Origin of the sequence: Acinetobacter sp. YH12138 (assembly GCF_015218525.1) — a bacterium.
GTDB classification, from domain to species: Bacteria; Pseudomonadota; Gammaproteobacteria; order Pseudomonadales; family Moraxellaceae; genus Acinetobacter; species Acinetobacter amyesii.
Genome location: NZ_CP048670.1, coordinates 579,110 through 591,314, shown reverse-complemented (window position 1 = coordinate 591,314; position 12,205 = coordinate 579,110). Strand labels below are relative to the sequence as shown.

Here is a 12,205-nt window from a genome sequence, read left to right as displayed (position 1 = left end):
AGCTCAGATTAAAGACCAGTCAATAATGCAATTGCGACTTGCTTCATAATGGTTTCCGCAACCAACAATGCCAAAATCGCAAAAATTGGTGACAAGTCAATCATCCCCATATTTGGAAGAATACGGCGGAATGGCGCAAGTAGCGGTTCTGCCAATTCTTGAACCACTTCAATATAAGGCGAACGTGACTGACTAAACATCACGACCCAACTCAAAATAATCGATGCAAAAATTAAGTAACGACAGAAACGGATTAAATCCTGAATCATGGTCACAAAGGTCATAATGATCAAATGGAATGGACTATTCACCGCCACGCCAGACAAATACATCAAACCAAACATTTTTAACAAATACAGAATCACCACCAACACCAATGCTGCAGTATTCACTCGACCTTTGGCCAAAGTTGGGAAAATTCGGCTAAAGATATCGACAATTTTTGTTGCTTTTGCTGTTGCCAAAACCACAGGGTTATATGGACTCACGGCAGCAAGCTGCATTAAAAAACGGAAAAATACGAGCAAAATTGCAACGTTAATAATGATTCCAAAAATTTGAGCAGAGCCCATACTTGAACTTTCCTAAATCAAATCGAATTATTTGGTGCTTTCGCTTAACTCTTGTGCCAACTCTTGGCTACGCTTTTGCGCTGCGGCTAAAGCAGCCTGAATATTTTGTGAAATTTGAGCACGATCAAATACTTCAATCGCGGCTTGTGTTGTACCGTTTGGAGAAGTTACATTTTTACGTAACTCCGCAGGACTGTTGGCACTGGTAATCGCCATTTGTGCAGCACCTAATGCAGTTTGCAAGGTTAGTGCTGTAGCCACTTTTTCATCCAAGCCCATGTTTTTACCTGCACGAATCATACTTTCCATCATATAGAAAAAGTATGCAGGACCTGAGCCAGAAACAGCTGTTACCGCATCAATTTGCGCTTCCGAGTTTACCCAAAGTGTTAAACCAGTTGAAGCCAAAACTTGACTTGCAAGATCACGATCTTCAGCTGAAACCGCTTCACCTGCATATAAACCATGCGCACCGGTTTGAACTAAAGCCGGCGTATTTGGCATGACACGAACAATGCGCTCTGTGCCTAATAATTTTGAAATCGTTGCAATTTCTGCACCTGCAACAATTGAAATCACCAACTTCCCTTCTAGCAGCCCTTGTAATGGTGCCAAAACTTTTGCCAACACCTGAGGTTTAACTGCAAAAAGAACAATGTCAGCATCTCGAATTGCCGCAACATTATCATCGGTCACATGCAAATCTTTTTCAGCCAAAAGCTCACGTACTTTTTCTACGGGATCTGAAACTGTAATACGTGTAGTCGGGACACCACGTGCAATTAGGCCACCAATTAAAGCCTGTGCCATGTTGCCGCCACCAATGAAACTGATATTACAATTTAGAATTGCGCTCATGATTGAAGATCCGATATTGCAGATTTAGCGTTAAGAGATAATGTTGGTTGCCAGCCAGCTTGAGTACAAAATTCAGACTGCGCCAACCAAAAGCCCTGAGGCGTAAAGACGCCTAGCATAACATTATCTCGGCTTAATATTTGAATAGTATGACGCTGCCATGGAAAAATTTGCGCCTGCTGAATAGCTTTTTTCAACGGCCAACTTCCGACACGACCATACAAATGAATTTTTTCGCCGCCAAGACGTGGGCGAATCTGCAGTTGCTGCCCCAATAAATCAGGTGATAAGCCAACCTCTGAGGGTTGAATCACAAAATGGCCGGCAGGCAACTTGAGGCACTGACCTACAACACAAGTTACAACCTCAACCTCTTGAATGGGTTCAGTTTGAAGATAATCCGCTTTGGCAATCCGATGAAGTTGCTGTTGAAAGCGCAGATAATAAAATCCATTCCAGTGTAGTGCCGCTTGCGAGTCTTCGCGTGAGTTAATCACTTCTGAAACTAAACGCTGTACCATTTCAAAGCTTGGACGATATTGCCCCTCACCTTTCATCCAGTGCGATAACAACTGACGCTGACGTGCCAGACTGAGCTGTTGTAAAGCCTCCAAAGATAACACTTGCGATGAACCACAGGCCGCTAAATCTTGTTGTAATACCTCGTTTAAAATTTCATCGGCATCTTGCATCAAGTAACTGGTTCGACTCAGAGCTTGCTGCATTTTAGGAAATCGCTCACTGAGTAGCGGCCACAAAATTTCACGACTCCACGCACGGTCATAGTCGGTATCAAAATTGGTGAGGTCTTGAATATTTTGCACATGCAGCTGTGCTGCCCATTGGCAAATTTGCTCACGTGAAAGATCTAATAGCGGACGCCATAAAGTAAAATCTTCACGTACATCGAATTTTTTCATCGCAGCAAGGCCATGGACACCAGCACCTGAAAGTAGCCGCAACATCAATGTCTCGGCTTGATCTTGCTGATGATGCGCAAGTAGCAATATTTCATCTGCTTGTAAATGTTGGGCAAAGGCTTGATAGCGGGCTGAGCGGGCTTGGTTTTCAAGGTTACCTTGCGCAACCTGAACTTTTTGTATGATGAATGGCAAATTCAGCGCTTTACATTGAGCACGTACAAATTCGCCCCAAGCGTGACTACACGCTTGTAGTTGGTGATCAATATAAATCACCCGTATTTTTTCAGGGCACAAAAACGACATAAGATGCAGCAGCAACATGGAATCCATGCCACCACTACATCCTATTAAAAATCGGCTTTGTTCAGGCAGCGCCTGAATTTGACTTAAGCAGTCAGCCCTAAATTGTCGCTGCCAAACTTCATTAAACGCTGATAACGCGCTTCGCATCGTTCGTTTGCATCCATTGGTTGCAGTTCTTCTAGAGCTTGCTTCAAGACCACTTTCAAATCCTGCATGACTTTTTCAGGGTTTAAATGTGCGCCTTCCGATTCGTCCACCACGTATTCTACAATGCCCATCTTCTGCAATTTATCTGCCGTCAATGCTAATGCTTCACTTGCTTGTTCTGCTTTTTCTGCAGTTTTCCACAAAATAGATGCACAACCTTCAGGTGAAATCACTGAATAAATACTGTGAGATAGCATAATCACACGGTCAGCTACGCCGATACCGAGCGCACCACCCGAACCACCTTCACCCAATACCGTTGCCACTACAGGCACTTTAAGTGAAGACAGCTGAGCCAAACTAGTTGCAATCGCTTCGGCCTGACCACGCTCTTCTGCACCCACACCTGGGTACGCACCCATGGTATCAATAAAGGTAAAGACTGGCAGATTAAAACGCTCGGCCATATCCAATAAACGCTGTGCTTTACGGTAACCTTCGGGGTTACTCATACCAAAATTATGTTGTAATTTTTCACGTGTACTACGACCACGGTGCTGACCCACAATCATCACAGGCTGACCATCTAAACGAGCCAAACCACCAATCATCGCGCCGTCATCACCAAATAGGCGGTCACCATGCAAAGCATCGAACTCTGTAAAAATTTCGCCAACATAATCCAAAAACTGCGGACGTTCAGGATGACGTGCGATCTGAACCGTAGTCCAGGCTTTAGATTGAGCTGCTTTATTTTTCATAGGTCGATCATTATCCCTAACTTAACTGGTCTGTTAATTGATAAATTGTTCCGACTGGATATTCAGTTCAATATCCCAATGCTTAAATTGCACTTGCTCATCATGCAAGTCTGCAACCAACAAAGGCCACTGTTTGGCATCACCAGAAACACTAAGTTGCCATTGTTGCGCATTGTCCACGCTTAATTCAATGGCAGGAAGCATCTCATCGCTGCGACTATGATTTAATAAAACTGCTAAACGAAGCAATAGACATAAGTAAACAAGTTTGTTACCACCGACTTTCATCACATCAATGCGCGCATCACTGCGTAACTTACGACGATGATGCGCCACTAAATGCGACAAATGGTTTTGATCAATTTGTGAGAAACCCGGAATATCCGAATGTTGCAGTAAATAGGCACCATGACGATGGTAACCACTATGACTGATCGCTAAGCCAATTTCATGCAAATACGCTGCACGACGCAGTAAATCACTGTCATCACTGGTCAAATTCAGTGCGGTCGCCACACCATTAAACAGCTGTTGCGCAGTATTTACCACACGCTCAGCTTGTTTCATATCTGCGTTGTAGCGCCCCATCAACGCATGTACAGAACGGTCACGAACATCTTCATGTTGGAAACGTCCCAATAGGTCGTACATCACGCCTTCACGTAACGCGCCATCAGAATAAACCAATTTATCGATATTCAGCACATCAAAGACGGCATACAAAATGGCAATGCCGGCTGGCAAAACTGCTCGACGGTCTTCTTTTAGACCATCAAATTCCATTTCATAGACATGCTTATATTTAAGCAATTTATCTTTGAGTTTAAATAAACCGTCACGTGTCAGTTCTTCCTGATCGTTGCTCCAGCCCATATTGACACAAATCTGACGACATGCTTTGATCGTGCCACTTGAACCGACAACAGTATCCCAGCCCGCAGCTTTATAAGTGTTGGCAATGCCTGCGATTTCCTTGCGAGCAGCATTTACCGCTTTATCAAAACTTTTCAGGTTAATTTCACCATCAGCAAAAAACGCTTTGGTAAAAGCGACACAGCCCATTTGCACAGATTCTGTATGAATCGGTTCAAACTCTTCACCAATAATCAACTCTGTTGACCCCCCACCGATATCAATCACAAGGCGGCGACCACTATTTGCCATAGTATGTGAAACCCCTAAATAAATGAGACGGGCTTCTTCACGACCAGCAATGATTTCAATTGGTTTTGGTAAAATTTCAGCGGCTTTTTGGATAAATTCATGACCATTTTTTGCTTGACGCAAGGCATTAGTTGCCACAATACGTAAACGGTTAGCTTGTACAGGATTTAAACGCCCCACAAAACGTGCTAGGCAGGCTAATCCTCGTTGCTGTGCGGCTTCAGTCAAATTTTTATTTTCGTCTAGACCTGCGGCAAGCTGTACTTTTTCTGACATTGATGCAACTTTTTTCACTTCACCATGGTCTACGCGTGCGATAGCCAAGTGGAAGCTGTTCGATCCCATATCGATAGCAGCAAGTAATTCTTCATCAATCAAAAAATCAGACATTATTCAAAAAAACCTGTTCAGAATTGTGCTTAGATTAATTCACATACATGTAATTTAAAAGCCATTTATGAGTAGTTCGGGCGGAACTTATCGATTTTTTATCTGAAGCAATGATAGTCATACACGATCATCGGCATCGTGATCATCCATTAGACAAACTCGCCATTCAGGTCGAAAATTTACATAACCCCCTACATTGTTATAGTTGGCTATGTAATACTTATAAACATAGAGTCAACTTAAAAATTAATTCCGGAGCAAAATCCATGTCTGGCAATATCGTAAATACAACTGATGAAAACTTCCAAGCCGATGTACTAGAGTCTGATACTCCTGTACTTGTAGATTTCTGGGCAGGTTGGTGTGCTCCTTGTAAAGCCATTGCACCTGTACTTGAAGTACTTTCAACTGAGTTTGAAGGCAAAGTTAAAATCGTTAAAGTAGACGTAACTTCTTGCGAACAAACAGCTGTAAACTACAACATCCGTAACATTCCTGCATTATTAATGTTTAAAAACGGCGAAGTTGTAGCAACCCAAGTCGGTGCAGCACCAAAATCTAAATTGACAGCTTTCATCGAAGAAAACATCTAATATTTTTTCGATAAAAACACTCGAAAATACGCTGTTTTACACAGCGTATTTTTTTGGTTGATAAATTGACAAATGCTGTGTTCTCTCTTATATTGTTTACTCAAGAAATTAAGGATCTCAAATCCTGTCATTTTCTTACAACACAACACATAAAATGCCGCTCGGCAACAGAATTGTTTTTCACATCTCTCTTCATATAACGAATCAGATCTCTGAATTGTTTTGTGCAAACCAATTGCTATCGTTTCTTGCATGATCGCGGCACATTTGTTGCTCCCTTTTCCAACCTGTACCTCAGAATTTTAGATTCTATCTGACCACCTATGAACTTAACCGAACTCAAGAAAAAACCGATTGGCGAACTCATCAAGATTGCCGAGTTTATGGGCCTCGAAGGAATGGCTCGTAACCGTAAGCAAGATATTATTTTTGCCATCTTAAAGCGCCACGCAATGAACGGCGAAGAGATTTTTGGTGATGGCGTTCTAGAAATTCTGTCGGACGGCTTTGGTTTCTTACGCTCTGCAGCGGGTTCTTACCTAGCCGGCCCTGACGATATCTATGTGAGCCCATCACAAATCCGTCGCTTCAACCTTCGTACTGGTGACACTATTACAGGTACGATTCGTCCACCTAAAGAAGGCGAACGTTACTTTGCATTATTAAAAGTTAATCAAATTAACTACGACACACCAGAAAACTCACGTAATAAGATTCTTTTCGAAAACTTAACACCTTTATTTCCAACCGAACAATTGGTAATGGAATTAGGTAATGGTACAACAGAAGACTTAACTGCGCGTGTGGTTGACTTGGTTGCTCCGATTGGTAAAGGTCAACGTTCAATTATCGTTGCACCACCAAAAGCGGGTAAAACCATGTTGTTACAAAACATCGCACAGTCGATTGTTCGTAACAATCCTGAATGTTTCTTGATTGTCCTTCTGATTGACGAACGTCCTGAAGAAGTAACAGAAATGGAACGTACTGTTCGTGGTGAAGTAGTTGCTTCAACATTCGATGAATCACCAGCTCGTCACGTACAAGTTGCAGAGATGGTGATCGAAAAAGCGAAACGTCTTGTAGAACACAAAAAAGACGTGGTGATTTTGCTAGACTCAATTACTCGTTTAGCACGTGCTTACAACACCGTAATCCCTTCATCTGGTAAAGTTCTTACTGGTGGTGTGGATGCCCATGCTTTAGAACGTCCAAAACGTTTCTTCGGTGCAGCACGTAATATCGAAGAAGGTGGTTCACTGACAATTATCTCAACTGCCTTGATTGAAACTGGCAGTAAGATGGATGAAGTGATCTACGAAGAATTCAAAGGTACAGGTAACCAAGAAATTACCCTAGACCGTCGTATTGCTGAAAAACGCGTGTTCCCTGCGATGAACATCAAAAAATCAGGTACACGTCGTGAAGAGCGTTTGATGTCTGAAGATAACCTACGTAAAGTTTGGATTTTACGTAAATTGCTTCATACACAAGACGAACTTGCAGCGATGGAATTCTTGCTTGATCGCATGAAAGAAACCAAAACCAATGATGATTTCTTCGATCAAATGAAACGTAAAGCATCCAACTAAGTTGAATGTTTGACTGAAAAGGCCATCTGTAACGATGGCCTTTTTATTTGGTTGACTTTAGTTACACAAAGAAACATTTGATAGATCTCCATGTAAACTTATTTTCAAGTTTATGATTATAAAAAATATATTTTAAAAAACCCTATTCTTTTTAGTAGTTTATTTGCTATTTAGCCAATATAAAACTTTCTCTTAATTGTTATTTTCTGTTAAAAAATGGCCGTTTTTCACCTATTTTTAACGGTTTTTTCAAAGTCACTAGTAGCATTTCAAAATACTCAGTGATAGCATACACGCAGACCAGTTAGACTGCTCTATGCATTTTTAATACCTATTCAAATTAGGCATAATAAAAGCACACAACAGACTAACGCAGGTTATTTTTTAATCTCATATTTTAGAGAGTGATGCCATGTTATTCAAAAAAATCGCTATTGCTGCTGCAGTTGCTACTACTTTAGCTTTCGTTGGTTGTGCTAAAAAAACTGAAGAAGCTGCTCCTGCTGCTGCATCTGAAGCTGCTGCTTCTGAAGTAGTTGCTGCGTCTGACGCTGCTGCTGTTGAAGCTTCTGCTGCTGCATCTGAAGCTACTGCTGCTGCTTCTGAAGCTACTGCTGCTGCTTCTGAAGCTACTACTGCTGCTTCTGAAGCTGCTGCTCAATAATCTAACCGATTATTCAGCACAAAAAGAGAGCCCTTTGGTTCTCTTTTTTATTGCCTCAAACTTTAAACCTTTGTTAATAAAAATAGCTAAAATTCAAAATACTAAACCCATGCTTATTGAAAAATAAAAACTGAAGATTTAGCTCAAAGAAAGCCACAATCAATCTTTACGACAACTCAACTCAACTCAACTCAACTCAACTCAACTCAAGTATATCGTCTCACTTTAAAACGAATATTCTTCAACATGACTTGTGTGATAGATGATTAAAACTGGACCTCCTAAATCAAAGGAAAAAAAAAGCAGATCAATTGATCTGCTCATTTCCAACACGTTGACGGAATTTTTGTCCCGCACGGAAGGTCACTACACGACGGGCAGAAATCGGAATTTCTTCACCCGTTTTCGGGTTACGGCCTGGGCGTTGACGTTTATCACGCAACTCGAAGTTACCGAAACCTGAGAGTTTAACTTGTTCCCCAGAGATTAGCGCTTGGCTAATCTCATCGAAGAATAACTCGACCATTTGTTTTGCTTCACGACGGTTTAAACTCGTGAGCTCACTTAAATGATCAGCCATTTCTGCTTTTGTTAATGCTGTCATGAAGCCCTCAATGTCGCCTGGTAAGTGTTTTCCAACACCTGAAGTATGTTATCCATACCGGTTTTGATTTCAGCATCTTCTAATGTACGTGTTGGATGTTGCCATTGAATTGCAAACGCCAATGAGCGCTTGCCTTCTTCGACACCTTGACCAGTGTACACATCGAATAACCAAACTGCGTCTAAAAGCTCACCGCCGGTTTTTTCGATAAGTTGCTGAATTTCACTAACATTAATCTTATCACTAATTAAAAGCGCAATATCACGTCGAACCGACGGAAAACGTGATAATTCTGTAAAATTAGATACATAAGTTTGCAAAACAGCCGATTGATCTAATTCAGCAACCCAAGTAGTCGCCAAATCCAACTCATCTTCTAAAGATGGGTGTAAACGACCAAAGTAACCAATTGATTGACCATTGACTAAGATTTCAGCAGATTGACCCGGATGTAACCACGTACGCTCTGAACGTACATATTCAACATTTAAACGTGCAGAATTTAAAATCTCCTCTACATCGCCTTTAAAGTCAAAGAAATCCATAGGCTGTGCTTTACCATGCCAAGATTCAGTCGTACGTGAACCTGTTGCAACTAGTGCAAAGGTTGGGATCTGTTTAAGATCATGAATGCTGTTCGCACCTTGATAATCAAAACGTAGACCAAGCTCATAGAAACGAACACGATTTTGCTGACGGTTCACGTTGTATTGCACACATGGGATCAAACTTGATAATAAGGTTGAACGCATCACTGCAAGGTCGCTAGAAATCGGGTTTGCAAGCGCTAGTGGTTGAACCTGTGGATTCAATTGTTTCTCTAGTTTCGCATCTGCAAAGCTAAAGCTAATTGCTTCTTGATAACCCAAAGCCACTGCAGTTTGACGTAACTGAACCAGTTCAAATTGGTCTTGGTATTTCGCCAGTTTGACATCAATCACCGGCAAGCTAATTTGAATATTGTCGTAACCGTGAATACGTGCCACTTCTTCGATGAGGTCTTGATAAATCGCCATGTCAAAACGGTGTGATGGCGGTACAACTGTCCACTCACCTTCTGCTTTCACAGTGACATTGCAACCCAAACGTGTTAAAGCATCGGTAATAAATGCAGATTCAACTTTATAACCGAGGAGTTGATCGACTTGCGCTTGGTTCAGTTCAATGGCTTCACGTTTTGGTAATAATTCAACTTTTTCAGCAACAGTAATTGGACCAAACTCACCACCAGCTAAATCAGCGATAAGCTGAGAAGCACGGTGCATTGCCGTCATCGGCAATTCAAAGTCTACACCGCGTTCATAACGCTGAGATGCATCAGTATGCAAACCAAAACTACGTGCACGACCTGCGATATAGAGTTGATCAAAGAACGCCGACTCAAGGAAAATTTCAGTGGTATCATCAGAAACCGCTGAACTTAGGCCACCCATGATTCCTGCAATCGCCAAAGCTTTTTGATCATCCGCAATCACCATCACGTTTTCAGATAATTCAACTTCTTGTTCATTCAATAACGTTAATTTTTCTGCTGCTGTTGCTTGGCGTACACGAACAGAACCTTCAACTTTACCGCCATCGAATGCATGTAAAGGTTGACCCAATTCCATTAAAACGTAGTTGGTAATATCGACCAAAATACTGTGCTGACGAATGCCTGCACGAGCTAATGCACGCTCCATCCACTCAGGAGTTGGTGCTTTGGTATTAACGTTTTTGATCACTCGACCTAAATAGCGTGGGCAACCATCAGTTTCAACAACAACTTTCTTCTCATCAGTAATTGTTGCAGCAACTTCTGTAATCAATGGTGCAGTCACAGGGAGTTGGTTAATCACACCAATTTCACGTGCAATACCACGAATACTGAAGCAGTCACCACGGTTTGGCGTGATGCTGATATCAATCACATTGTCATCAAGATCTAAGTATTCACGAATATTTGTGCCTACAGGAGCATCTGCAGGAAGCTCCAATAGACCGTCGATTTTGTCTTCAAGATCAATTTCAGACGCACCGCACAGCATGCCTTGTGATTCAACACCACGAAGCTTGCCTTTTTTAATTTTGAAATCGCCCGGAAGTACTGCACCAATGGTTGCTACAGGAGCTTTCATGCCTACACGTACGTTTGGAGCACCACAAACGATTTGTAACGGCTCGCCTGAACCGATGTTTACAGTAGTGACACGTAAACGGTCAGCATCGGGATGTTGAACCACTGTTAAAACTTCACCGACTACTACACCAGTAAATGGTTTTGCAGCAGGAGATAAATCATCAACTTCTAAACCTAACATGGTCAGTTGGTCAGAAAGTGTATCGCTATCAATGGCTGGGTTAACCCATGTACGCAACCAATTTTCGCTAATTTTCATTGTATAAAAACCTATTAATTCTAAATTTCTAATCCCCTCTAGCGCCCCTTTAAAGAAAAAGGACGAACCCTAAGTCATGATGGACAACCCCTCTCCTTTTAGGAGAGGTTAGGGAGAGGTATAAAACTGTTTAAGCAAATTGGCGTAAGAAACGCACATCATTTTGGTAGAACATACGCAGGTCATTAATGCCATAACGCAACATTGCAAAACGTTCTACACCTAAACCGAAAGCAAAGCCTTTGTATTTTTCTGGGTCAATGCCAGCGGCTTGTAAAACGTTTGGATGCACCATACCGCAGCCCAAAACTTCCAACCATTTACCACGTTCATCCATGATATCCACTTCCGCACTTGGCTCTGTGAATGGGAAATAAGATGGACGGAAACGTACTTTCAAATCTTTTTCAAAAAATTCATTTAGCAAGTTCACTAACAAACCTTTAAGTTCTGCAAAGCTGGTATTTTCAGCCACATACAAACCTTCGATTTGATGGAACATTGGAGAATGCGTTTGATCTGAGTCACAGCGGTAAACACGACCAGGGCACACAATACGGATTGGAGGCTGCTGAGTTTCCATCGTACGAATTTGCACGCCTGAGGTATGCGTACGAAGTAAATGATTCGCATCAAAATAGAAAGTGTCGTGCATCGCACGTGCAGGGTGATGACCCGGAATGTTCAATGCTTCAAAGTTGTGATAATCATCTTCAACTTCTGGACCAGTCGCAACAGTAAAGCCAGCTTTGGTAAAGAATTGGCAAATACGTTCTTGAACTTGAGTCACAGGGTGAATACTACCCACCGTTTGACCACGGCCGGGTAAAGTAATATCAATCGTTTCGCTAGCAAGCTTTTGTTCTAATGCAGCTTTTTGTAATTCAGCTTGACGAGCAGTCAGTGCGCCAGTAATCGATTCACGAACGGCATGAATTTGAGCACCAAAAACTTTACGTTCTTCTGGGTCCATTTTACCGAGCGACTTCGATTGTTCCGCGAGCTGGCTTTTCTTCCCTGTAAATTGCACTCGCACTTGGTCGAGTGTAGCAAGGTCCTCTGCTGCTGCAATCGCAGCGAGCGCTTCAGTGGTCAGGGCTTCCAGTGACATAGTAACTCTCAAAGCAACAATTTAAAAAAAATAATATAAACCCCTTATTCTAACAGTTTTTAGCCGTTATGATGAAGCGCATTCACAAGTTAAAATTGCATTAGTATCAAGTTTTAAAAAAAGTATAAGATAAACACAATATCAA

General features: G+C 41.8%; 11 protein-coding genes. 3 read left to right on the top strand and 8 right to left on the bottom strand.

The features are described from left to right. Window positions 1-8: 8 nt before the first annotated feature. Genes G0029_RS02795 through ppx form a run of 5 tightly spaced genes read right to left on the bottom strand, consistent with a single transcriptional unit; the run spans window position 9 to window position 5,118 of the window. On the bottom strand, window positions 9-572 hold the full coding sequence (locus G0029_RS02795; protein ID WP_078189567.1) for a YggT family protein: 564 nt from the start codon (window positions 570-572) through the stop codon (window positions 9-11). Window positions 573-599: 27 nt separating this feature from the next. Beyond that, entirely contained in the window at window positions 600-1,430 is an 831-nt protein-coding gene (gene proC, locus G0029_RS02790) for a pyrroline-5-carboxylate reductase (RefSeq protein ID WP_168378486.1), read from the bottom strand. Beyond that, window positions 1,427-2,803, bottom strand: coding sequence for a tRNA lysidine(34) synthetase TilS (tilS, locus tag G0029_RS02785; protein ID WP_180106381.1), 1,377 nt, complete (start codon window positions 2,801-2,803; stop codon window positions 1,427-1,429). Before tilS ends, proC begins: the two co-directional genes overlap by 4 nt. Further along, window positions 2,740-3,564 (bottom strand): acetyl-CoA carboxylase carboxyltransferase subunit alpha, encoded by an 825-nt coding sequence (locus G0029_RS02780; RefSeq protein WP_180109691.1) that lies wholly within the window; start codon window positions 3,562-3,564, stop codon window positions 2,740-2,742. Before G0029_RS02780 ends, tilS begins: the two co-directional genes overlap by 64 nt. 33 nt (window positions 3,565-3,597) lie before the next feature. Next, complete coding sequence (gene ppx / locus G0029_RS02775; protein WP_180106380.1) at window positions 3,598-5,118, bottom strand: exopolyphosphatase; 1,521 nt, start codon at window positions 5,116-5,118, stop codon at window positions 3,598-3,600. A gap of 266 nt (window positions 5,119-5,384) precedes the next feature. On the opposite strand from ppx, the gene trxA reads away from it, so the two are divergent. From trxA to G0029_RS02760, 3 genes are all read left to right on the top strand, one after another. Then, window positions 5,385-5,711, top strand: coding sequence for a thioredoxin (gene trxA / locus G0029_RS02770; RefSeq protein WP_078192629.1), 327 nt, complete (start codon window positions 5,385-5,387; stop codon window positions 5,709-5,711). Between the two features lie 323 nt (window positions 5,712-6,034). Then, window positions 6,035-7,303 (top strand): transcription termination factor Rho, encoded by a 1,269-nt coding sequence (gene rho, locus G0029_RS02765; protein ID WP_067731074.1) that lies wholly within the window; start codon window positions 6,035-6,037, stop codon window positions 7,301-7,303. A 412-nt stretch (window positions 7,304-7,715) separates the two neighbouring features. Beyond that, window positions 7,716-7,967, top strand: coding sequence for a hypothetical protein (locus G0029_RS02760; protein ID WP_111884718.1), 252 nt, complete (start codon window positions 7,716-7,718; stop codon window positions 7,965-7,967). A 307-nt stretch (window positions 7,968-8,274) separates the two neighbouring features. Here G0029_RS02760 and G0029_RS02755 read toward each other — a convergent pair whose 3' ends face one another. The 3 genes from G0029_RS02755 to pheS all read right to left on the bottom strand — a co-directional run bounded on the left by G0029_RS02755 (window position 8,275) and on the right by pheS (window position 12,060). Further along, entirely contained in the window at window positions 8,275-8,571 is a 297-nt protein-coding gene (locus G0029_RS02755; RefSeq protein ID WP_004783565.1) for an integration host factor subunit alpha, read from the bottom strand. Further along, window positions 8,568-10,949 carry a phenylalanine--tRNA ligase subunit beta gene (gene pheT, locus G0029_RS02750; protein ID WP_180106379.1) on the bottom strand — a complete coding sequence of 794 codons (2,382 nt, stop codon included), beginning with the start codon at window positions 10,947-10,949 and terminating at the stop codon, window positions 8,568-8,570. The genes G0029_RS02755 and pheT overlap by 4 nt, the downstream gene beginning before the upstream one ends. A gap of 130 nt (window positions 10,950-11,079) precedes the next feature. Continuing rightward, the gene (pheS, locus tag G0029_RS02745) at window positions 11,080-12,060 is read right to left on the bottom strand and encodes a phenylalanine--tRNA ligase subunit alpha (protein WP_180024390.1); all 981 of its coding nucleotides are present in this window, start codon (window positions 12,058-12,060) and stop codon (window positions 11,080-11,082) included. Between the last annotated feature and the right edge of the window lie 145 nt (window positions 12,061-12,205).